This is a genomic window from Pedobacter sp., assembly GCF_040513095.1.
Lineage (GTDB): Bacteria > Bacteroidota > Bacteroidia > Sphingobacteriales > Sphingobacteriaceae > Pedobacter.
Window position 1 is genome coordinate 19,182 of sequence record NZ_JBEVDX010000014.1, and the last position, 24,961, is coordinate 44,142.

Genomic DNA, 24,961 nt, shown 5'->3' on the forward strand with positions numbered 1-24,961 from the left:
TTTAATAATCCTTGATCAGGCCGTCAATATTCAGCTTTCTTACACTTTTAGCAGTGATTGGCGGGCCGGTTGTTGTGTTAATCTGTACCTGGTGAAAGGAGACCTGATTAACTTCCTTAATTACAAAACCGGTCTTAGCATCAATGTTGATATTGTTGAACGTAATATTCTCTATCGGCATTTCTTCAAGTCCGTTGAGGTATCCTGCAGCGTTTGCTTCTGCCGTAATGTTGCTGAGATGGATGTTTCTGAATCTGGGCGTACGTTCTGATACAGGCTCTTTTTTGGTTTTTGCATACTGCATATCCATCACAATTGCCTGCTGCCCGATATTTTTCATAATGATATTATCAACCCTGATATCTTCGACAATGCCTCCCCTTCCTCTTGCCGTTTTGATTCGGATCCCACGGTCAGTCCCATCAAAAATACAATTGGAGATCGCGATCTTTCTGACGCCACCAGACATCTCACTGCCGATCACTACGCCCCCGTGTCCGGAGAGCATGGTACAGTTGGTGATCGTATAGTTTTCGGCCGGAACGGCCATCTTTCTGCCTGCTCTGTCCTTTCCTGATTTAATAGTTATGCAGTCGTCCCCTACACTGATATGGCAGTCTGAGATGTGCACATACTTACAGGATTCAGGATTGATCCCGTCTGTATTTGGAGATATAGGGTTATTGATCGTTACTCCTTTTACCGTTACATTTTCACAGAACTCGGGGTTTACTGTCCAGAATGGGGAGTTGCAAATGGTAATTCCCTCTATCAGCAGATTTTTACAGTTCATGAACTGGATGAAGGGAGGCCTTAGGAAACCCCGCTCTATCCATCCGGGCAGATCAGGGGCAATTACATCCTTATTTAACCGCTTAAATTCATCCTGCCATTTTGACCCGGGCGACTTTTTTACTTCATTTTCTGCATAGTCCCACCATTTTTTTCCATGGCCATTGATGGTTCCTCTGCCTGTAATGGTGATATTTTCAAGGTATTCCCCATAAAATAAGGGAGAAAAATTCATTACATCCGTACCTTCCCAGCGGCTGCGCACCATCGGCAGGTAATCATCAAAATTGTCACTAAAATGCAGTTCTGCACCTGCATCGAGCAGGATAGTGATATTGCTCTTCAGGTGGATAGGGCCTGTCAGGTATTTGCCGGCAGGAAAGTAAATGGTACCCCCTCCGGTTTTTGCCGCCGCGTCTATCGCCTTTGCAATTGCTGCCGTTGCCAGTTTGCTGCTGTCTCTTTTTGCTCCGTATTTCAGTACATTGAAATAATCCTGTGCTGAAACAAGCGAAGCAGAACAGGTTAACAGTAGTACAGCCGCAATTGTTAAAACCCTCATTCCCGTATAGTTAAATTTTGTCATTGCTCATATAGTGTTTACACTTCTCTAAATTATTCCGGCCTTCAAATGTGTCAGTTTTTTCGCATAACCGATTTGTTTACCATCAGCATAAATCCGCAGGCCCTGGCCCTTGCCATATTTACTGCCGTCCTTGTCCCATAAAATTGTCAAATGGCGGCCGTGATACAATACATTGTCCAGGCAAAACCAGTCCCAGGTATTTTCCGGTATTAAAGGATATATTTCAACTGTCTGATCTTCCCTGGGTTTCAATCCAATCAGATCGCTGATCACCAGATCTGTAAAGCCGGAATGGTTATAAAAGCGGCTTCTGGGGTTATCGCCCTTGAGCCATTCCCCGGTTTTTTCATCCTGGTATTCCCCGATATAGGTTTTCCCGTTCATCACATGCGACATTGCGTATTTATGAAATTCATTGTAAAATACAGCGGGCGACATGTTAGCATGCGATTTATAGCTGGTCAGCAGGTTGGACAAAGCCTTCAGACTCTGCGTAGTGGCGAAGGGCCATACTGGTCCGTCCCATTCACAACCATGGCCGGAACCATGAGTACGGAACAGCGGGTGTCTTCTTTCAGCGGTGGTCAGTCCCCATGGCGCAGAAAAACCTGTTGTATCTGTCAATTGTTCCCAGGCCTTTGCATAAGCTGGCCGGTCGGGAGGCAGTTTGAAATACCATGGAATCAGCCCGATGGCTTCTCTTGCATCAGCAAAGCCGCCTTTCTGTTTTTTCACCTTGAAAAATGACGCGTCCTTATCCCACAATTGTTCCGTTACTATCTTTTTCAATTCCTGCGCTTTTGCACGATATTTCTTTCGTAAACTATCAACTCCCGTAATCCGCGCCATTTTTGATAAGGCATCGGCATTGCCATACATATAACTGTTAATGGTAGGCCTCACATTTTTTTCCTTTCTCGATCCGCTGATGGACTCTTCCATTGCGTCTTTCACATCATACTGCCAGAAGGAATGGTCCGGCAGGCGGCGTTCAGTTTCCCATAGCTGATAGTCCAGGTGGAGGGCAGGCAGGCTTTTCTCAAGGAAGTGTTTATCGTTATTCACCAAAAAAAGCTGATAAACCGCATCATCTATCCAGCTGCTGAAATTGTGTAAATGGGGCTTTTTATCTGCCTTGTCTTCTTCCAGCCAGAACGTCACATATTTTTCGGCGAATGCTTTGTCGTGCAGCCACCGCGATTCATAGATCTGATGGCCTAATGCACTGCTGATTGCATTGTATTTACCACCATGTTTCATTGGTGTAATAAACTCATTGAATACGTAACCATTTGGGGTTTGCTTCAATTGCTTGCGCAATGTCCACCACCTGTAATAGTAGATCTTTTGGATTGCACTGTCAGGACATTCAAAAAGTGGAATCTGTGCAGATAACCACTGATAAGTGTCTGCATTGCTGATATAGTTTTTCACATCTTCGGAATCCAGCGAGTTGAAATAGGAAACTTCCTTTCTCATGATCTCCGGATTCAGGACGAGAAGGTTTCTGTCCTGCGCCTGGACATCTTTCCCCAAACCGGACAAAGCCAGCAGACAAAATACTATAGTTTTAATTCGATTGATCATCATATACATTTATACTATTGATATCTTTATCCTTTGATATCATTATTCTTCAAACAACCAGTCTATATCCTTACTTTTTCCGTCCAGTCCGGCATTGTAAATATGAATCTGCTCCTGCTCGTCAATAAATCCGAGTACCATACATGCACCTTTAGCTAAAGTCAGCGATTGCGTTCCTGCCGGGAAAGAATAGGTATGGATACTGGCAATCGGGAATCCCTTAACCAGTAAAGCGTTGGACAACTTTGCTTCTGCCTGCCCGTAATTATTGGCCGAGGCATCTGTTTCCAGTTCGGGCGGAGCAAGATAAGCAGCACCTTTCTGATTAAAAAAAGCAACCAGCACCTTTACCGGAGCCGAAGTTTTAAATTGCAATACGGTACCTTTTTGCAGCTGATCTGCCTTATTGAGCATTACTCCTTTTAAACCTTTTAATTCCGGAGCATAGGCTGTAATTGTTGCAGCAGTATCTGCAAAAACAGTACTTCCATTTTGAATAACATAAGTACCGCCAACTGGGTTTAGTATTTTTACCTCTGCATTTTTAAACGGCCTTGCTGCTACGATCTGCTGGTTACCGGGCGCACGCAGCGAATCAATATGTTTTTTGAAACTGGCAAGTTCTTTTTCATATACCGGCAGCATCTCCTTCCAGTGAATAAAGGTCTTATCCACTCCCCGCATTGGGATCTTGCGTTGTTTGGTTTGCATGCTGTTTGCATACAGGTAAGAGTTTTTTGTCAGCTCTGTCAGTTTTGCATAGTGTTTCACACTACTTTCCAGTAAAGGCAATGCCTGATCCAGGTCGCTCACTTGCCCTGAATACTTATACCTTAAAATCAGCAATGCAGCTTTCACTTTCTCTGCGTAAAACTCTGCCATTTCTTTATAGCAGTACATGTCGTTGCGTACACGCTCAAATTCTTCCTGCTCTTTCGTAGCAAAGGCTGCCGCCATTTCAATGGCTTTTACCGCCTGGTTACCGTGTTCTACTACCTCAGTTGCCACTTGTACGGGTGTCTCCCCTGTATGTTTTTCTTTTTTCCAGTCCTTCTCTGCATATTCAATGATCATTTCGCCTTCTGGCGCTTCAGATTCATATAACAGTGTAAACAAGCCGTAGCGGAAAGGATTGATCAGTTGTGTCATCAGCATTCCCAGTGTAAGAGTTTGCCTGTTACCGTCTGTAATCCCGTACCTTCTCAGGAGTTTCGGAGAAATCTCACCAGACTCTTCGTATGCTTTCAGCATTTCTTTTCCATGTTCGGGCTGCATGCCGAACTTATCGCCGATCTGTCTGCTCCAGTAGTTGATTTCCTCTGTCCTGTTCCGGTCGGCTTTCCAGGCGTACCTTGCCCATTCCTTGTACCAGAGCCAGTCGCGCTCCATCTCCAGCAGGCGGTCTTTGTTTCTATCAGCAGCATATGGCCAGTCCCAGTACGAAGCCTGGGGATATAAATGCAGGCCGTTTGCATGGTAGACACTATGCATTGCCTGTACAGATTTCTGGATAAAGTCGGCCGATCCATAACGGAAAGGCTCAAGGTTGGCCAGGATATGTACGTTTTCAATATGTACAGTGCCTATAGCGCTTAATTTACGGTGCAATTCTGCCCAGCTGCCGCGGGGAGTATAGGTAGTAAGTGCTTCGCCATTAAATTTGGCCTCGGTATACAGGTTTTTATACAATGGCAACGCGCTTTTCATCACTCTGGGGGCATCAGTATCATGTGCCCTCAGCACAATCGGAGGTTCATCAGTCCTGCCCAATGCTTTCAAGCCATCCTTTACACCGGGAATGATCGTTTGAGTGAACCAGTCCACATCATCCTGTCCCACTCCCTCCATTGCCTCGCCAAGTGCAACGAGCAAACCTACATTAGGATATTTTTCTACGAAAGCAGCGATGGATTTCCGTGTATAATCGGCAATCAGGGGAATGATCGGCCGGTTTCTGTCCTGTGTTTTCAAATGATGCTTTTCTGCGAAAGGCTTGGGAATGATAATATTATAAAACATCTGGATTACCCAGATTCCCCTTTTGTCGGCTTCTTCAGTCAGAAACCTGTACATCTCCTCATTCTTTTTGAAAGTAGCATCATCAACTTCTACTGCATAGGGATAATCTTTTAGCCTTACAAGCGAAGAAAACGGATGGCCGTTCCAGAGATACAGAGAGTTGTACCTGTTTTCTGCCAGCATATCCAGGTATTCCAGCCATAGTTTTTTGTCATAAAACCAGGGGAAAGTGCTTTCGGTGTAGGGATATTCATATACATCCCGCCCCGGCAGGTAATCGGATTTCTGGAGGCCGATCGCGGTGCCCCTCAAAACCATTTCAGGCTGATCTTTAAGATTAATTTGCTCTGGTAATTTACCGGTTTCTTTTACCTGCGATGCGAGTTCAAGGCAGCCATATAATACGCCGGAATCATCCATTCCTGAAATAATCATTTTTCCTCCGGTTGCAGTGATAGAAAATCCCTCTTTATGCAGATTTGCGGGTGCATCAGTTGCTTTGATTATACCATCTGATGATTTACCGATAATAATGCTGAGGGATTTTGTTGCCCTTAGGGAAGTATTTTTTATTGCCGCAGCCTTTTGAGAGGGACCGGCTTGTAATGTGACTGTATAATTAGTTCTTCGCAAGGCGGTTACCAGCTGATTGATTCCATATTTTATTCTGGGATGGGCGGTAGCAGGATAAATAATTGAGACGCTCTTTAACGGATCTGTCGCTCCAATAGTTATACCTGAAGTGCATAAAATAAAAAATAGCAGGATCGGGCTGAGTAATCTGTTCATACAATATCTGGCATAAGGAGGCGAAATCAAATATCCTGTCATTATCAGCCATTCATTTATAGTATTTTCACAAAATCATATACAATGTTGTCAAAAACTTCGGATGCTATAACAGCTTTGTTAAATTCATACATTATTCAACCAATTATAAATAGCGCACATGAACAAGATGAAGATCCGTATTTTCCCGATTATACTTCTTTCGTTAATCTTTACCGGTAGTGCCGGAGCACAGACTAAACTTGCGTCCATCTTTACAGACAATATGTTGTTGCAGCAAAAGGAAACGGTAAATATCTGGGGCTGGGATAAAGCCGGGCAGAAAATAACCATCGGCACTTCATGGAACCATAAAACTTATACAGGCATCACCAGCCAGCAGGGAAAATGGAGCATTAAAATCAACACCCCTGCTGCTGCCAAACAGAATTATGAAATTACGGTCAGCAATGGTAAAACCCTGGTCTTAAAAAATATCCTGATCGGCGAAGTATGGCTTTGTACAGGCCAGTCCAATATGGAAATGCCCCTGAAAGGATTTAAGGGACAGCCCATCACAGGTTCAAACGAGCTGATCCTGAAATCTGCTGATCCATATATCCGTTTGTACACGGTACCCCGTTCAAGCATCACTACAGAACAGGAAAACAGTAAACCTTCATCCTGGAAGCTTGCCGGGCCTGAGGCGGTGGCCTCCTTCAGTGCGACCGGTTATATCTTCGGGAAGCTCCTGCGGGAGATGCTCGATATCCCTGTAGGATTGGTCAATGTCAGTTATGGCGGTTCATCCGCCCAGGCCTGGATGTCCGCAGCCACACTTAAAGAGCAGTTTCCAACTATTAAAATACCAGCCGAAAAGGATACTATTAAGCTGGCCAGCAGGACACCCACAACGTTATACAATGGTATGATCCATCCCGTTGTTGGCTATGGTGTACGGGGAGCTATCTTTTACCAGGGAGAATCCAACTATGAAGATCCGGATCTGTATGAGAAACTGTTTCCGGCACTTGTAAAGGAATGGCGCACAGAGTGGAAGAATGATTTCCCGTTTTACTATGCGCAGATTGCACCGTACAACTATAAACAGCTGCCACCCAATCTGGAAGGGGGAAAATACAATTCTGCTTACCTGCGGGAGGTGCAGCGGCGTTCTGTTGCCCAAATTCCGGGATCGGCTATGGCTGTCCTGATGGATATCGGAGAAGAGAAAAGTATCCACCCTATGAATAAGGAAGCCGGGGGTAAGAGGCTTGCATTGCTCGCCCTGGCGAATACTTATGGACTGAAAGGCTTCGGATCAGAAAGTCCCGCATATCAGTCGGCCGAAACCACTGGCACCAGCATTACCGTTAAATTTGCACATGCAGAAAACGGACTGACTACCTTTGGAAAGGAACTGACCCAATTTGAAATTGCCGGTGCAGATAAGGTTTTCCATCCCGCTAAAGCGCTGATTAAAGCAGAAAGCGTAGTGGTTTCTGCAGCTGGAGTTGCGAACCCGGTAGCGGTGCGGTATGCGTTCAGGGATTTTGTAGTGGGATCACTTTATAATACCGAAGGCTTGCCTGCTTCTTCTTTCAGAACTGATAACTGGTAGCGGGAATGCGCATTTCAGTCTGGATCTTATTCTTTTTGCTGTCCTTTGGTTTAACAGCCAGGGGCCAGAAGGTTGGGTCATCGGCAAAGGCCACTGCTCAGGTAACGGATAAACAAACCATCAGTGATTATAACCCGGTCTGGACGTCTCAAAGCAGCAATTCCGCGGAGTCGATGCCCTGCGGGGGTGGCGACATCGGTTTAAACGTTTGGGTAGAGAAAGGAGAACTGCTTTTCTACATTGCCCGTAGTGGCACATTTGATGAGAACAATGCCCTGTTGAAACTAGGGAGAGTCAGGGTTTCTTTAAGCCCCAATCCTTTTGAAGGAAAAACTTTCAGACAGGAACTGATTTTAAAAGATGGTTATATCAGCATCAAGGGTGCAAAAGGAGATTTATCAGCTGAAATCAGAATCTGGGCAGATGTCTTTCAGCCCGTAATACAGGTAGAATTGCAAAGCAGCAAAGCCATCAATGCTACTTTTGCTTATGAAAACTGGCGAAGCTCTGACCTGGCAATCAGCGGAAAAGAGAATAACAGTAACTCCTGGAAATGGGCACCGCAGGGCGAAGTAAAAACATTCAGGGACGAGATCTCTTTCGAGGGAAACAGTATTCTGTTCTATCACCGAAATAAAGAAACTACTGTATTTGACGCTACGGTAAAACAGCAGGGGCTGGAAAGTATCAAAGATTCATTAGACAATCCATTGAAGAATCTCACTTTTGGGGGATTGATGCAAGGTTCTGGACTCATGCCATCTGGCACCTATGATGGGAAGTACCTGAATACTGGCTATCGTGGATGGGCTTTGAAGTCTGTGCGCGCTGCCAAAAGCTTCGCTATGCAAATCGTTTTACATACGGCTCAGACCGCAAGGGTAAAAGCATGGCGGGATCAGTTGGATTCGGCAGAAAAGTCGCTTACCGGCATTCCGGTGAAAGGCCGCAGGCTTTCTTTCTCTTCCAATGCTGCAGCGAAATCGAGCAGATGGTGGAACGACTACTGGAACAGAAGTTATATTTTCATTGATGCAAAACCAAATTCTCCGGAATGGCAGATTGCCAGAAATTACCAGCTTTTCCGGTATATGCTGGGCTGCAATGCGTATGGCAAGCTGCCTACAAAATTCAACGGTGGTTTATTTACATATGACCCTTTAGGAGTCGACTCCAGTTATCATTTTACGCCCGATTTTCGCAATTGGGGCGGTGGCACGCACACTGCACAGAATCAGCGACTGGTTTACTGGCCCATGCTCAAAAGCGGGGATACTGATATAATGAAAGCACAGTTTGATTTTTACCTGAACACTTTAAATAATGCCCGCCGCAGAACGCGGTTTTACTGGAAGCATGAAGGCGCAGCATTTACAGAGCAAATGGAAAACTTTGGATTGCCCAATCCTGCGGAATATGGATGGAAGCGGCCGGAAGGATATGACAAAGGCATGGAGTATAATGCCTGGCTGGAATATGAATGGGATACTGCGCTGGAATTTTGTATGATGATCCTCGAAACCCAGCGGTACGCAAATAAAGATATAGCAGCTTACCTTCCTTTGATCGAAAACTGCCTTGGTTTTTTTGACGCGCACTACCAGTATCTTGCCCGGCAGAGGGGCAGCAAATTCTTAGATGCTGATGGCCATCTGGTATTGTATCCGGGTTCTGGTGCTGAGACGTACAAAATGGCCTACAATGCCAGTTCTACGGTTGCAGGATTAAAAACTGTGCTTACGCAATTACTGGAATTACCGGACTCTGCAATGAACGGCGAAAAGAAAAAGCGTTGGTCAGCCATGCTCCGCAGCATCCCTCCTTTGGCCTTTCGGGATTTTGCAGGACATGCTACTATCGCCCCTGCGGTACATTGGGAAAGAGTGAACAATACAGAAAGTCCTCAGCTTTACCCCGTATTTCCATGGGGGATTTACGGAGTAGGCAAACCTGGCCTGGATACTGCGCGTAATACTTATCTGTATGATACTGATGCAGTCAAGTTCAGAAGTCATATCGGCTGGAAACAGGATAATATTTTTGCAGCGCGCCTAGGCCTTACGCAGGAAGCGAAAAGGCTCATTCTGTTAAAGATGAAAGATTCCGGCCGAAGGTTCCCGTCCTTTTGGGGGCCGGGCTTCGACTGGGTACCTGATCACAACTGGGGCGGATCCGGCATGATCGGCATGCAGGAAATGCTCATGCAAACCGAGGGCAGAAAGATTATGCTTTTTCCGGCCTGGCCAAAAGAATGGGATACCCATTTTAAACTGCGGGCACCTTATCAAACCACCATTGAGGCTGTATTGCGCAATGGCAAATTGGAAGTTTTAAAGGTAATCCCGGAAAGCAGGCGCAAAGACGTAGTGAATTTCCTGCAATGAGGGCATTAACAATAGATTTAGAATCAAAACAGCGGAAGATACTTAAATCTCCCGCTTTAACAGTCAGTTCGTCAAGTATTATCTTTCAGCCAATGGATAATCGGCACTCAGTGCAAGGTCTTTCAGGCTCTCAAAATTCTCCTTCAGGATGTTTACTTTTTCCATAGCCATATTGTAAGCGGGCTCACCAAGCAACAAGCGAAGCTGGTGGTTTTCTGACTCCACAGCTGTGATGATTGCCTCTGCTCCCCTTACAGGGTCTCCCTGCTGTTTACCGCTGGAATTCTTACTCGCGTTCATTCTCAGGCCAACAGTTGGTTCGTAATCTGCAATCTGAGTTTCTGTACGGGCGGTTGAACGTCCAGCCCAATCTGTTCTAAAGGGACCTGGTTCAACCAGCAGCACTTTGATCCCCAGCGGGCCAACTTCCTGCGACAATGATTCTGACAATCCTTCGACAGCGAACTTGGTGGCATGATAATAACCTGTTGAAGTAAATGCCCTTATGCCTCCGATAGAGGAAAAATTGATGATATGACCATGCTTTTTATCCCTCATGCCGGGCAGAACAGCCTGGATCACATTCACCAGTCCAAAGAAGTTGGTTTCAAACTGTGCCCTGATTTTATCCTGCTCGCCTTCCTCAATGCTGCTGAAATATCCGTAACCTGCATTATTTACAAGCACGTCTATCTTTCCAAATTTTTCTTCAGCAGCTTTCACTGCTGATGCGATCTGATCCTGTTTGGTTACGTCCAGGGACAGTACCAATGCTGTATCTTCATATCCCTCAGCTATATCCTTAATCTGGTCTGATTTTCTTGCCGTGACCACAGCATTCCAGCCTCTGTCCAAAATTAATCTGGCGATCTCTCTGCCAAATCCGGTTGAACATCCGGTAATGAACCAGACTGGTGCATTTGTATTTGCCATAATGTTGATATTTAGTAATTTTAGTTACCAGTCATAACATCATACAATTGCACGTGTTCTCAAAATATTGTAAATTATTTGTCTCTTTTGAGGATTTCAGCTAAAATTTGACACAAATAATGCTGTGCGGAATTCAGCTATTTTTCAATCATCAACTGCAGCGGCCCCAACAAACCAGATTCCTGTAAAGGTGTTTCAGAAAGACGATACGGTGCTGTAGTTTGTGTAATACGTTTAGTTTCCGGCAGGCGCTGATCGCCGATTAAGCGGTTGGCCCAGGTATTAGTGACTTCAATTTCAATAACATTACTACCTTTTTTGAGCAGGTCAGTGATTTCCAGCCTGAAAGGCGGCGTCCATAAAGTCCCGGCAGATTTTCCGTTTACTTTCACAGTTGCCAGGTTTGCTACCTTTCCCAGATTAAGCCACAGCTTTGCAGCTGGTTTATCAGAGAGCTGAATTGTCTGTCTGTAAACTGCTGTACCCGAGTAGTAACGGATGAGTGAATCTGTATTTTTTGACCAATCTGTCAGCTCAAAAAATTTGACTTCTTTTCCGGGGCCTCCAAAAGCAGGATCAAATGTTACTTTCCATGGGCCATTAAGGTTCTTCAATGTGCTAAACTCAGGCCAGTTCCTCTTTCTGTTTGACATTAACTTATCGTTAGAACCGTCCTGCATATTTCTAAATATCACAAAAACAGCAGCATTGGGTTCAAGCCGCAAGGGAATAACAGTTCTGTTTCCACTGCTGACCATTTCATTGACTTCCATAGTACGGTCAGTAACTGCATCGTATAAAAAAGGGATTTTGTCTTTCACACGGAAAGACAGGTTTAAGGTTCGCTGCCGGTCTTCCTGATTAGAGATGAAATAAATATCTTCCTCATCACTTCTGCGGTGGTTCCAGGCAATCTTCCGGGCAGCATTGGCAGCAGAATCTTTCGCCAGTACATCTGCTGAGATACCCAGTTTTTCAAAAGAGCTGTCTTTGAAAACACCTTCATCAGCCGCCACGTAAATATGTGCACCCGCTCTTTTCAGACTTGCAACCTTAGCCCTTACCGCATTGGACAAATTCTTCCCATTTGGGTCCATAGGGTTATCTGCAGGAAACACCAGCAAACCATAATTTGCGCCTGAAGGGAACACAACTCTCCCTTCTTTAACGGTAGCATCCATCAGCACATCCGGATTGAAGGAGTCATATGCATAACCATTCAGCGGATCTGTCCAATCCTGCGGATCAGTGATATTTGCGGAATGACGAACGCCCGCGGGTGATTCTGTTAAAGGCTGTCCTGTATTTGCCAGTCGCTTTTCCTCCTTTTTAACTGCCTCCAGGCCGATTAGCCCTGGTAAAGTTTTTACCAGCCGCTCGGGTAAAAGGGCTCTTCTCGGGTATTCTTCACCTGTAAACACAGCAATATCAGTAACCGGAGTTCCCTTTTGCAGCCAGAGCTGGGTTCTTGTCGCGTAGTCTACCCAGGCTCTTCCGGGTTTCCACCAGGTTTGGTCGCGCTGAAAGTAAAGTCCTACTCCATCAAGCGTCATTCCCGGTTTGCGGTCTATCCAGGGGTTATGCGTAAACACATGATAAACCAGTTTATTGATGCCAAGAGCGTAATTCCTGTCCTGCAAAGTTTTTAACATCCCCGGATGTTCATTCCATGCCATTCTCACTGTTGTAAAAGCTTCTGCCTGGATGATATTTTTGCCATAGATGTGTGCCCCTGAAACTGCATCAAGCATATCGTTTGGTTTATCGTGGGTAGGACTGTTCAGCCAGAACTCTCCCATCGGGACATCAACTTTCTTAAAGTGGCTGAGGCCGTCACTAACCATAGTTGGTGCAACACTTTCGGCGGTAAATAACACACCTTTTTCTTTAGCGAGATCAGCAAGGGTCTGGTAAAATGTATCTGTTACCAGCTCTGCAATAGTTTTTCTGATATCATAGAGCACCGCTTCAGATTTTCCGGCACTTTCCAGTGGGATACCTGCCATCAGGGGCAGCCAGGGCATCAGGTCGTATCCCCTGCGTCTTTTGAATTCTGCAGGGATAATGTCCGACCAGTTCTGGCTGCCGCATTCCCAGCTATCCACATGAAAAACGCGCAGTACCTGTCCGGCCAGTTCTGGTCCGGCCTGCCTGATGGCTTCCCCGTACCAGGAGTTAAACTGCAATTTAATCGCTTCCTTATTGAATTTATCTACTTCTAGTCCTGCGCCAGCCCCACCTGTAGCATTTGTATGCCCTGTTGTGGTATGCCCCATTCTGATAATTGTCCATTTGCCGGAAGGAACTTTCCATTTTAAAACACCGTCTGGACTAAGTTTTTTACTGAGGTCAACAATTTGTGCTGTAGGAACACAAACTTCGGCAGGCAGCTGATCGTTAGTACTCCGTTCGCTAATCCTCCAAACTTCCCCGTTCTTACTTTCATATTGATTGATCTTTGCTTCCGGGGAAAGTTCCAGTCCGGTTAATTTAAGTGAAGGCTTCCACTTGGCTGCATCAAGGTCTTCAGCACCCGGCTCCGAACCTGCAGGATCATAGCTAAACCTGAAGAATTTTGCTGTTACCGGAGCGATGGCATGCGTTACATCAGCATCTGTATCCTGCCAGCCATGACGGGGCGGGCGGAGGCGCGTAACTGATTTGAAGGTCTTCCCATCATCACTAACTTCGAGAATTAACCTGTGTGCCTGGTAATTGTTGCCACCGGTTCTGACGATGATGCTTCTGCAGGTAAATGGCTGTTTAAATTCGTATAAAATCCAGCAGGGCTGATCAGTTTTGAATGCTGCAACAGCACCCTTGCCTGCTTGGGCATCAGTCCTGTCAACTGCTCCCGGCAGCGCCTGAGCTTCCATGGTTTTGTCTTTCAGGCTGGTTGTGACCTTTGGTTCTATAGCTTTATTGAAATTCTCAGCCCCGGGTTGTGCCGGGTAAGCGTATACTGCAATGTCTTTATAGAAGTTTGCTTTACTTTCAGGCTGTGGAAGCCGGATACTTTCCGCACTTCCTGCAGCCCCTCTGACTGTTATCTGGCTGGAGACTACCTTCTGCATGGAAAGCTGGGGTGTAATCCAGGGGCCACCTGCCAGCGCAAAACCATCGCTCACATGCATGCCAATCTCTAATCCTAACCTTGCAGCTTCCTGAAAAGCATATTTCATCATTTCCCACCATAGCGGCGTCAACTGTTCTACAACAGGCGTATACACCGGGGGCTGGGTTGCACCTTTTATGGGCATGAGATAGGCTCCGCCGATACCTGCAGCCTTCATCGCTTCCAGGTCTGCCCGAATGCCTTCTTTTGATACACTTGCCTGCATCCAGTACCAGAAAACCCAGGGTTTTGCTGTTTGCAGAGCATTGGCTTTCTGCGCAGACAGGCACAGCGGCATCCAGATCAAAACGATGATCAGGATTATTGCAGATACTGAATGCCTATATTTTCTCATTTTCTGTGATTCTTAGCGGCAGCTTAGTCTGTACACGGTTTCAGCAAGTCCTGCTGCCCTTGCTTTTACATAAATATATCCCGCATGCTCAGCAGACTGCAGTACGGCCATACATTTACCCTTAAAAACCTTTATCTGAGCTGCTTTAAAGGAAGATAAATTTGCCTGATAACCATTATCCAGCCCAGCCAGCGTCCCCTGGCCTTCTACAGTAAACGTGATCAGCTGATCAGCGTCAGGAACCAAATTCCCGTCTTTATCGGTGACTTTTACAGTCAGAAAGGACAGATCTTTTCCATCCGCTTTCAGCGAACTTCTATCCGCTTCAATGACAATTTTTGCTGCTTCAGCTGCAGTATGTATTTCTGAACTGAGCACTTCCTTCCCAGCTTTACGGGATATCGCTTTCAATGTTCCCGGTTCATATTTTACTTTCCAGGATACATGTAAATCGTTTTCTTTTTTCCTTATGCCCAGTGATCTGCCATTGAGGAAAAGTTCCACTTCATCTGCCTGGCTGTAATATGCCCATACATCTACTGTTGCACCTGCCTGCCAGTTCCAATGCGGAAAAACGTGCAGAACTGGTTTATCTGTCCATTCGCTCTGGTACATGTAGTACACATCTTTTGGAAATCCCGCCAGATCTATAATCCCGAAATAGGAACTCCTTGCCGGGTAAGGATAGGGAACCGGTTCGCCGAGATAGTCGAAGCCCGTCCATACAAACAAACCTGCTATAAAGTCCCGTTTTTTAACTTCTTTCCAGGCCCTTTCATGACTGGTTCCCCAGTAGGCCGCTGTGTTGTCATAGGCTGATGTAGTCCAGTCGGCATTCCCGTTCAGCACATACTTTTGTTTTCCGCTCGCAGGCCAGAACCTCAGCGTATCTGACGACTGGTATACTCCCCTGCTTTCCAAAGCAGAAGTAGTCTCTGAAGCGATAAATTTCTGTCCCGGAAAGTTTAGCGGAAGCTTGTCATAATCTTCAAATTTATAATTGAAGCCCAGTACATCCAGGGAATTTGCTTTCGCTATAAAATTCTTGCTGCTGTCAGTTTCGGTCAGTGCCGAAATCACAGGCCTGGTTTGATCAAGCGCTTTTACAATTGCGGTAAGTTCCTTCGTGATTCGGGTACCTGAAGGGTCAAATTGTTCCCTTATCTCATTGCCTATACTCCATAAGATTACCGAGGGATGGTTTCTGTCCCTTTTCAGCATATCTTCCAGATCTTTTTTATGCCATTGCTCAAAATCCAGGGAATAATCATACTTGCTCTTCTTCTTTTTCCACATATCAAATGCTTCGTCCATGACCAGAAAACCCATCTGATCACAGAGGTTCAGTAACTCTGCTGCCGGAGGATTGTGTGAAAAACGAATGGCATTGCAGCCCATATCTTTCAGAATTTCCAGCTGCCTCTGCATTGCACGGCGGTTGATGGCCGCACCCAGCGCACCCAGATCGTGATGCATACATACGCCCAGTATCTTCATATGCTGCCCGTTTAAAGAGAAACCCAGTTTGCTATCAAATGAGAAATACCGGATACCAACAGTAGTACGGTATTCATCCAGCAGTTTCTTTCCTTCAGAAATACGGGTGACCAGCGTATACAAATAGGGTTTTCCGGGAGACCATAACCGGGGCTGTAGCACCTTAAAACTTTGCGCCAGTTTGGTGACTGAATCTTTCAATGCTTGCTTAGACCGAACTTTTCCAACCTGCTGTCCTGACTGATCATACAGCGTTAACTCAATCTCTGCCTGCTTCAGTTTGCCTGTCTGATTTTTAATCATTGTTACCTGACTGACAGTTGCCTGTTCTGCAGTTACTGATGGTGTGGTTACAAAAGTTCCCCAATGATCAACGGCTATATCTCCAGTAGTGACCAATCGTACATTACGGTAAATACCCGAACCTGAGTACCATCTTGAGTTTGGCTGCCGGGAGTTATCAGCTTTCACAGTGATCACATTTGCCCTGTTCCCAAAATTTACAAACTTCGTCAGATCATATCTGAACGAGATATACCCATTTGGCCTTATACCCAGCAGATGCCCGTTTATCCAGACCTGGCTATTCCGGTAAACCCCTCCAAAATCAATATAGATCTGCTGGTTTTTCAGATTCTTTGACAGATGAAAAGTCTTGCGGTACCAGCCTGTTCCTCCAGGCAAAGCCCCGCCGTCATTTCCGGCAGGATGTTCTGCACTAAAATTCCCTTCAATGCTCCAATCCTGCGGCAGGTTCACTTTATCCCAGTCCTTATCCTTAAAATAAGGAACAGACGCCCCCTCAGCATCGCCTAAAAAGAATTTCCAGCCCTGATTGAAATCCATTTCCAACCTCTGATTATATTGATCGGCATTTGGCCCCTGCGCGCCAGATCTCAGCTGCAGGCCTGCCACCAATATGAACAGCCATATGAGTTTATTGCGCATTGCTCTTCCTTTCTGCTGTAACAAAATTCAGCTCACTTGCACCCAGGTCTTTAGAAGTCGCCAAAGCAATTCCTCTTTGTCCCGCTTTATTTACTGCGCAATAGTAATGATAAACTATCCCCCTGTACTTAACTACAAATGATTTATGTGCAAAAACTTCGTCGTAGGGTCTGGATGATTCAATCAGATTTTCTCCATTCCAGTCTGTCCAGTTTACCAGGTCTTTCGAGGCCGCAAACCTGTTAAAACCTCCTTTACGGTCCGTCCAGAAGGCTCCGAAATAAAACATTACATACGTATCTCCCATTTTCTGAATAACGGCATCCCCTGTGATTCCTGCGGGATGATGAACTACAGGTTCTGTATGAAACCTTTTCCAGTTCAGCATATCATCTGATACTGCCATACCTATCCTTTCATACCAGCGTGTTTTGATATTATTCTTTGCTGAATCGCCGTTGGCATTGTAGTACATCACAAATTCATGTCCTGTTAATTTCTTTGGGTCGCGTATGACAGTGCTTTTAAATAGTTTACGGTTTTCCCACCACCTTACATCCTTGTCTTTGGCAGTCAGCACGGGTTGATCTATTCTGTTCCACTCATGCGGAGTTGCCGGGTCATTTTTCGTATTTGCAATGCCGATTGAGAGATCTCCCGCCTCATAACCTTTGGTATTGCCGCCGAAATATGACATCCAATATTTGCCCTGGTACTTTTCCCAGGCATAGCTGCCTCCCCATTCGGGATTCTGCAGAGCAATATATCCGGCTTTCTGGTTTGCATCCCAGCGGATAGTATCAGCGGAAAAAGATAGTAGCTTTCCTTTGGTTTTCCAGCTGAGCAGGTCATCACTTTCTGCCAGCCAGGTTTCATAACCTTTACCATCAAACACAATGTAGCTCATATACCATTTATTCCCTTTGCGGAATACACTTGGGCAATCCAGTTTCTTATCATCTGCTACCGGAACCACTGCCAGTCCGTATTTAAAAGGTGTTTTAATTTCATCATACAGCTGCTGCATTTTTTCCTGGCTCAGTTGTTTTTCCTTTATAACAGCTGATTGTGCCTGGATGGCTGTATAATAAAACAAAGTGATGATCGATATTTGAATTGCTTTATAAATGGGCATGTGCGAATAATTATTGTACGGTAAAATGATATTTTCCTGATCCTGTTCTGATCAATGTTCGTCCTTTTTCATACCGGGCGGAGCCAGGCTGAACAGCTTTGCCACCTTCTGTAATTTGCTGTCCCTTGATAGCTGGTATATAGATCACAGCTCTGGTATTCGCTGGTATTTCCACCTCAAGATCAAATTTATCAGCGTCTTTTTTCCAGGAAGTTGCAATGCGGCCATATGGTGAATTGTAACTTGTTTCTGCATGGCTAAGCCCTTTTATGATCTCAGGATGTATCTTTATCTCTTTAAAGGCCACCGATTTCTGCTCCTGCCTGATTCCACCCAATCCGCTGTAGAACCATTCCATTAAATGCCCGAGCATCAGGTGATTGTTGGATACTGAGGGCAGTGCCTGCCAGGATTCGGTTAAAGCGGTTGCTCCCTGTGCCAGCTGGTATCCATAGCCCGGCACTTCGGGATTGCTGTTCATTTCATATATCAGATCAGAACGGCCTTCGTCTTCCAGTACCCTTAGCAAATAACGGTACCCTATATCTCCCGAAGTAAGGTTATTTTTGTTATTTCTGATGTCAGAGATGATGTTAGCAAGAACTGCGGATTTACGTTCCGGCGATACAAGTTTCATGTAAATAGCCATTGCGTTGGCAGTCTGGCTTCCTGTTGCATAATTGTTTGTTTTGCTGTTAAAAAACCTCCGGTTAAAGGCAAGCTTCACCTCCTCAGCAAGTTTTTTATATCCGGCTGCATCTGCTGTTTTTCCCAGCATCAGGGCAGTTTCACTAAGAATATTCAGGTCGTAATAATAGATTGCTGTAGCAGTTACCCCAATGGTGGTTAACTGTGAAACTCCGGGCGGTTTCGGTCCCAGATCATACCAGTCGCCCAAACCCTGACTCAAAATATTGTACTTTGCCCTGGTTTTCAGGTAGGCGGCGTATTTTTTCATCATCGGGTAAGCCCTGGCCAGTACCTCCCGATCGCCGTACCATTCATATAAATACCAGGGCAGGATGATGCTGCTGCTTCCCCACTCAGGCGAATCTCTAAACATATCCCCTCCCCAGGTAAACACCGTATATTCCGGCGAGATTTCGGGCACCAGGCCGGTGCTGGTTTGTGACAATTCCATATCCTGCACTGATTTATTCAGCAGGTTCTGTACCTGATAAGTATAGCGCAGGGAACTGCCCATCAGATGCAGCTGTTCCAGCCAGCCCAGTTTCTCCCTGTGTGGGCAATCGGTAAACACGCTCATCATATTACTTTTTACCCCCCAGTCAATCAGCTTTGCTGTGCGGTTTAAAAGCTCACTGGAACTATTGAACGTACCGGCTTCCTCTGCAGCATTTCTGATATGCAGTCCTGTTACTTCAGTAAGGATGGGTAAATTTTCTGCAGGGGCAGATGTGCCTGGCTCTTCGCCAGGAACAGCACCATCAATCTGGAGGTACCTGAACCCGTAATAGCTAAACCGGGGCTGCCAGGTTTCTGTTCCTTCTCCTTTAAGGATATATGTAAAGTAAAATGGCTTTCCAGAAGCTTTCTGATTGGCTGTACCATCGGAATTGATCAGTTCTGCAGGAGTAATTCTCAGCGTATCGCCTTTCTTACCTTTAACAGAGATCCTAACTATTCCTGAAGCATTCTGTCCGAGGTCGTATAGCCAGCTAGCGGTATTTATTCTGGTAATCTTCTTCGGTTTAAAGTTATCGAATATTTTTATCGGGTCGGCTTTCTGGGCATTGAGCATTACCGGCCCGCTGGTTTTTGAAGATTTAATCCAGAGATCATCATTAAACGATGGTTTATCCCAGTCTTTTTGCTCTTTACCGGCATCATAATCTTCACCTCCATAAATACTTGAGAAGCTGACAGGCCCTGCTGTGGCTTTCCATTTTTCGTCGCTTACTATATCTTCAGAACTGCCATCTGTATAGTTGACTATCAAACGGCAGATCATTTTAGGATATCCGTATTGTACAAGGAGTTTTTTATATCTCTTTTTCTGTTTGGGTATATAGTAAAACCCGTTCCCCAGCATTACTCCAATAGCATTTTTACCATTTTTTAATGCGGAAGTCACATCAAATGGAACATATAATGCCTGTTTTTCATAATTAGTCCAGCCGGGATCAAGAAAATGATCTCCGATCTTTTTACCGTTGATGCTGAGTTCAAAATGGCCCAGTCCGGAAATAAACAGCGTGGCACTTTTAATCTTTTTACTGACAGTAATTTCTTTCCTCAGCAGCGGCAGCACGTCATTCATTGTTCCACCGGGCTTATCCCGCTTTCCCAAATCCGAGGGTAGTATCCTCGCAGAGTCGGGCATCACCTGATAGCCAATCCAGCTTGCTTTTTTCCAGTCGGCCCTTGTAAGCAAACCCATTTGCCACTGCTGCACATTACTCCAGGCTGATGCCTTCGCATGGTTATCCCACAGCATGATTTTCCAGTAATAGGTTTTTGCAGCCAGCAGGGTCTTTCCTTTATAGGCGACTTGTATAGAGGCTGAGGAACTCAACTTTTTAGAATCCCAGATGTTCCCGGTATTGGCTTTTAATAATTCCGGATCATCAGCAACGAGTATGCGGTATGCGGTTTGAAGTGTGCTGCGGCGATCAGACACCAACTGCCAGCTTAGGCGGGGACTGATGGTTTCAATACCTGCAGGATTGAGCTGCTGTTCACATCTTAAACTAACAGCTCTCAGTGATTGCGCATCAGTATGAACAACCCTGGCAAGGAACAAAAGAAACAGGACAAACAACCTCATCGGCAGCGATAAAATATTTGGTTTATGGATCAACATAGATACAGGATATGTATCTGTGATTCATCTACGATCTTATCTAAGTTTTATGAAAACTTTGCAGAAAAGAAAAGCTGCCTTTTAATTTTTTCTAAACTTCCTGCTGAGTCATGATTTTACCCTGAAGCCCCTTAAAGAATACTTTTGGGATCTCTTTCAGGGTGAAGGGAATATTGACTGCAAAAGATCTCATCAGGAGTTTTACTGAATTTCCAATTCTGAATTCGCGGATCAGGTTGTGCTTTGCAGATTCAACAAGGCCAGCCATATATCTCTCTTCCAGAATTTTTCGCTCCTCCAAGGTTAAGAGGTCTTTAAATTTAATCAGCTTGGTTTTTGCATCTGCGATGTAGAGAAATTCTATGACCTCGCTCCACTTACGTCCGTCAAAAATATTGATATCATCGAGCCTTTTGTGCCAAAGCTTGTTCAGGGTAAAAGAGACTTTACATGGTTTGGTCAGGATAGTGTGCAAATACATGCACCAGTCGTCACCAATGTTCATATCTTCATCCCAGCCATCTATGATAGATGATCTTCTGATCACTAAAGAGGAAGATGGAGATGGGCATGACCGGATATAAAGATGTCTTACTTCTGCTGAAGTCAAATCAATCCAGCCGTTTTTTTCCTTAGCCATATAAGGCTGAAGAAAGGGGTCATTATTTAAGAAATCCCATGTTTTACCACCTTTGCTGTCCTGGTCCCAGTTGGCAAATACAAAATCCAGTTCGTCACTTTCCAGTTTTTCTACAGAGTTCTTCAGAAAATCCGGATACCATACATCATCCGAATCCAATGAGGCTATGATTGTTCCCTTCGCATGTTTCAGTCCTTCATTTCTGGCTGATGCCTGTCCACCATTTTTCTTGAAGTGATACTCTACTGAAGGATATTGTTTAACCAGATCTGCGGTGTGATCAACGGACCCATCATCTACAACAATCAGTTGTATGTTTTTATAGGTCTGGTTTAATGCACTCTCTATTGCATCCGGAAGTTTAGTTGCTCTGTTAAAAGTTGGAATGATTATAGTAACTAATTTTTGGACGTCCATTAATTTTTTTTCTTATTGTAAAAGAGCATCATCAGATGCCTTCTAAAATTACATTAAATCGGTGGCTAAGCTTGTAATCAAGATTCATACCACTATATATTATTGTTATTATTGTTATTACCGGACATCCGGAATCTTTTAAAAAATATAGCTGCGGCATAAATCACATAATCATAAAGTGCCAGCCATAATACATACGGAAATAATAAAACATGGATGGCAAGAATGATTAAATTCACTGTATTCAGCGAAACAGCAAATACTAATAATGATATAGGAAATAACATTTGATAGTAATCTGCCATCAGGATCTGAAAAGGCCTGTCATCAGTTTTCATGACAATGATCAGCTGGTTTTTATACCTGTCATAGCGGATGTATACAAGGATAAAATAAAGTACCAGTGCAATTACAGGCGCTGCCAGATCGATCTCGTATAACATTACTGTGAGTGATATTATCTCTAATGCTACCAGCAAAATCCCTTTATTTTTGAAATCCTGTGGTGCCACTTTACTTGCATAGGTGTTCAGGTTTACTTTAATATCATTTTCCCTGTCTGCAAACTGATGCCATAAGATACCTCTGAGGCCATAACATAATGCCCAGATCCCTGCGGAACAGAACCAGATCCAATTGATCGGCTGCTTTGTAACATAACTTACGCTGGATACCATTAACAAACTGGTGAACACATGTGATCCGCAGCCATCTGCCAGAACGCCCAGAATCCCCCTGTTCTTTAACCGTACCGGTTCAATAGAATAGAGGCTGAATACGATCCAGGAAAGCAGGTATAACAGGCATGACAGCAGATCGGGATAGATGAAATATCCAAAGCCAATGCCCAGCAATACGCATGCTGCAGGTATTATCCACCTGAATTTTGGAGGTATCTGCTGTATCCTGTTTGATTTGCCGCTGGCAATATCTTCTTCAAGATCTGTTATATCATTGATCACACTTACATAAATTGCACCTACAACCAGTGAGCTTAACAGAAAGACCAGCCACAAAGCCACTTTATACAGTGGCTGGGTTGACATCAGCGCGGTAGCATAACCGATCGCCAGCAGCGGAGGCAGCTTGTGGGCCCACCATTCCTGTGATCTTATGATATTAAATACCTTCATGACTTTGTATTTGGTAAAGTGCCAGGGCTTCCAGACAAAAGGCGGTAGTAACTTCTTCAGAGCCGTAACACTGCAGCTTTTTTGGTCCCCCATAGTATAATGCCCATCTTGCCCATTCCCCATATTCTGCCTGTTCGCCGATGAGGTAATTTACGGCGTTGGAAATCACAGCTGAGCGGTAATCAAGCTTAATTAAAGATATGATGGCTAATGCAGTGTCAAGTATGCTTTCCCCTATTGAGCCGTTGTCCTTTACTTTATCCAGGATGCGCTGTATGATAGGTGCTCTGATAGGTTCAAGAGCTGCAATACCGGCATGCAGATTACGGGAGAAAAAGTAATAAATTGTAAAAGGATTCCGGTACCATTTGTCACAGTTGTCTTCCTGATGATCAGCAATAATTTTTATCATCAAATCAACTATAGGAGAAGTTTCGTCGTTCAGTCCCAGGTAAAAAAGGACGTTGGCATTTACGGCTCCGTCAATATCATTTTTGTCTGCTTCGTTCTGTGTCCAGAAAAGTAACGTACTCAGGGGATGCCTGAATTCCCTTAACAACAGGAGCCAGTAGTCTTTGTTCCACACTGAATTGGGCCTGAATGTAAACCAGGTATAGAACAGTTTTTTACTGTTGCGGTTAAAAAGCAGTATTTCTTTGTTATGCTGAAATTCCCTGTTGATTCCTTTAAGGACAATGGAGGCACATGCAGTATTGTCTACGCACGCGGGACATATTTTGAAATACTGGTGAGCCATAGTAAAATTGTTCCATACGCCCCCCCGCATGGACTGATACTGGAGAAACGATCCTGTAAGCTGCAACATCGCATCTACTTTGGGCAGCCGGGCCAGATTCAGTAATGAATAGCTGATGAGCGATGTTGGAAAAATATTTGCATCCGGAATAGTATCCTTCATGCTGTCTTCATGACCGATGTAACAACAAAATTCTCCGTTCGGGAACTGATGCTGGTGAAGGTAATTCACCCCCCTTAAGATACTTTGTTCTATCGCTGTCTCCAAAATGCTCATTTTCCGGTTATCTTTTCATCAAGGCTAAAATCAGATTGGCAAAGTCGGTTTCGGGCGACTCAGGTACGTTAGCCGCGACAAATGCCGCAGCGTTCTTCCCAAGTTGCTCCCACTCTTCACGGCGTTCCCAGGCTCTTTCCATTGCCTCCGCAAAGGACTCTTCATTGGGATAGCCAATAAATCCGGTTACGCCTTCTTCTACCAGCTCTGTATTGCCGCCAGCATTTGATATGATTACGGGGCGGCCTGCAGACATCGCTTCTACCATCGATAAGGGCAAGCCTTCACTTCTTGAAGGCAATACCAAAGCATGATAGTCTTTCCACATATTCTCGATATCATCGATCTGGCCGCGGAACTCAACGTTGGTAACATTTAATAAGGCAGCCATATCCTTTAGTCCGGCCTCGTCTGTTCCTTTTCCAATGAATGAAATAAGGATCGGACGATCACGCCATTTCTGTTCAGACAGAATTCTGATCAGCACGTCCTGTCCCTTATCCAGCAAAAACAATCTTCCCAAACAGGCTATTTTATAGACTGCAGTAGATTTGGGATAGGGTACGATATTGCCGGAGAGCTTCATCGGGTTAAAGATCACCTGGCCATTCGGTAGTTTTTTACCAAACTGTTCTTCAGTTAACCTGTGGTTATGGTGCGAAACAAAGTAATTTTTTTCTGCCTTTTGCAGGGCTTCAAGCATAAAGGCACGGTCATCTTTATGCGGCCAGTAGAAATCCACTGCCTTCTGTGAGATAACCACATATGGTATTTTCAACAGTAAACACTGATAAGCCATTTTCAGGCCATCGAAGTTAATTCCCTGCGAAATGATGACCAGTTCCGGGGCTTCCCCCTTCATGATTTTGATATAGTTACTAAAATCCTCCCCCTGTGGCTCAATTAGCTTTAGTGCCAGCGCAGTTTGATTTGCTATTTTGCTTACTTTACCGACTACCCGTCTTGGTATAGACCGCTTAGGGAAGATCTCGATCAAACCCACATTTCTTGCTGCCAGTTTTACAAATTCCGGATGCTGTCTGTTGATCCAGTATTTTACAACGGAAATGCTAAAGCCTGCTGCCTGCAATGGGGGAATACTTCTGCCCCATAATTCTTCACTGCCGCCCCAATCTTCGGTACAAGAACTTACGATAACTATTTTACGCATTGA

At 44.8% G+C, this 24,961-nt stretch carries 14 protein-coding genes; 2 read left to right on the plus strand and 12 right to left on the minus strand.

Translation table 11 applies throughout. From position 1 onward, the window contains the following. Position 1: 1 nt before the first annotated feature. Genes ABWY16_RS02180 through ABWY16_RS02190 form a run of 3 tightly spaced genes read right to left on the minus strand, consistent with a single transcriptional unit; the run spans position 2 to position 5,773 of the window. On the minus strand, positions 2-1,378 hold the full coding sequence (locus ABWY16_RS02180; protein WP_353903011.1) for a glycoside hydrolase family 28 protein: 1,377 nt from the start codon (positions 1,376-1,378) through the stop codon (positions 2-4). Positions 1,379-1,402: 24 nt separating this feature from the next. Next, entirely contained in the window at positions 1,403-2,968 is a 1,566-nt protein-coding gene (locus ABWY16_RS02185) for an MGH1-like glycoside hydrolase domain-containing protein (RefSeq protein ID WP_353903012.1), read from the minus strand. Positions 2,969-3,007: 39 nt separating this feature from the next. Then, on the minus strand, positions 3,008-5,773 hold the full coding sequence (locus ABWY16_RS02190) for an alpha-d-galacturonidase (RefSeq protein WP_353903013.1): 2,766 nt from the start codon (positions 5,771-5,773) through the stop codon (positions 3,008-3,010). 160 nt (positions 5,774-5,933) lie between these two features. Here ABWY16_RS02190 and ABWY16_RS02195 point away from each other — a divergent pair, with 160 nt between their 5' ends. After that, positions 5,934-7,373, plus strand: a complete 1,440-nt coding sequence (locus ABWY16_RS02195; RefSeq protein WP_353903014.1) for a sialate O-acetylesterase — start codon at positions 5,934-5,936, stop codon at positions 7,371-7,373. A 5-nt stretch (positions 7,374-7,378) separates the two neighbouring features. Beyond that, complete coding sequence (locus ABWY16_RS02200; RefSeq protein ID WP_353903015.1) at positions 7,379-9,757, plus strand: DUF5703 domain-containing protein; 2,379 nt, start codon at positions 7,379-7,381, stop codon at positions 9,755-9,757. A 78-nt stretch (positions 9,758-9,835) separates the two neighbouring features. On the opposite strand, the gene ABWY16_RS02205 is transcribed toward ABWY16_RS02200, so the two are convergent. From ABWY16_RS02205 to ABWY16_RS02245, 9 genes are all read right to left on the minus strand, one after another. Beyond that, positions 9,836-10,690, minus strand: a complete 855-nt coding sequence (locus ABWY16_RS02205; protein WP_353903016.1) for an oxidoreductase — start codon at positions 10,688-10,690, stop codon at positions 9,836-9,838. Positions 10,691-10,827: 137 nt separating this feature from the next. Beyond that, a complete protein-coding gene (locus ABWY16_RS02210) occupies positions 10,828-14,160 on the minus strand; it encodes a glycosyl hydrolase (protein ID WP_353903017.1) in 3,333 nt (1,110 codons plus the stop codon). A 12-nt stretch (positions 14,161-14,172) separates the two neighbouring features. Beyond that, complete coding sequence (locus ABWY16_RS02215) at positions 14,173-16,605, minus strand: glycoside hydrolase family 2 TIM barrel-domain containing protein (protein WP_353903018.1); 2,433 nt, start codon at positions 16,603-16,605, stop codon at positions 14,173-14,175. Further along, a complete protein-coding gene (locus ABWY16_RS02220) occupies positions 16,595-17,740 on the minus strand; it encodes a glycoside hydrolase family protein (RefSeq protein WP_353903019.1) in 1,146 nt (381 codons plus the stop codon). The genes ABWY16_RS02215 and ABWY16_RS02220 overlap by 11 nt, the downstream gene beginning before the upstream one ends. A gap of 10 nt (positions 17,741-17,750) precedes the next feature. Continuing rightward, positions 17,751-20,564 (minus strand): family 78 glycoside hydrolase catalytic domain, encoded by a 2,814-nt coding sequence (locus ABWY16_RS02225; RefSeq protein WP_353903020.1) that lies wholly within the window; start codon positions 20,562-20,564, stop codon positions 17,751-17,753. A gap of 91 nt (positions 20,565-20,655) precedes the next feature. Further along, positions 20,656-21,621: a glycosyltransferase family 2 protein gene (locus tag ABWY16_RS02230; protein WP_353903021.1), complete on the minus strand. Its 966-nt coding sequence runs from the start codon at positions 21,619-21,621 to the stop codon at positions 20,656-20,658. A gap of 92 nt (positions 21,622-21,713) precedes the next feature. Further along, positions 21,714-22,754 (minus strand): UbiA family prenyltransferase, encoded by a 1,041-nt coding sequence (locus ABWY16_RS02235; protein ID WP_353903022.1) that lies wholly within the window; start codon positions 22,752-22,754, stop codon positions 21,714-21,716. Next, the gene (locus ABWY16_RS02240; RefSeq protein ID WP_353903023.1) at positions 22,741-23,787 is read right to left on the minus strand and encodes a prenyltransferase/squalene oxidase repeat-containing protein; all 1,047 of its coding nucleotides are present in this window, start codon (positions 23,785-23,787) and stop codon (positions 22,741-22,743) included. The genes ABWY16_RS02235 and ABWY16_RS02240 overlap by 14 nt, the downstream gene beginning before the upstream one ends. A gap of 7 nt (positions 23,788-23,794) precedes the next feature. After that, complete coding sequence (locus tag ABWY16_RS02245; RefSeq protein ID WP_353903024.1) at positions 23,795-24,958, minus strand: glycosyltransferase; 1,164 nt, start codon at positions 24,956-24,958, stop codon at positions 23,795-23,797. Positions 24,959-24,961 lie beyond the last annotated feature (3 nt).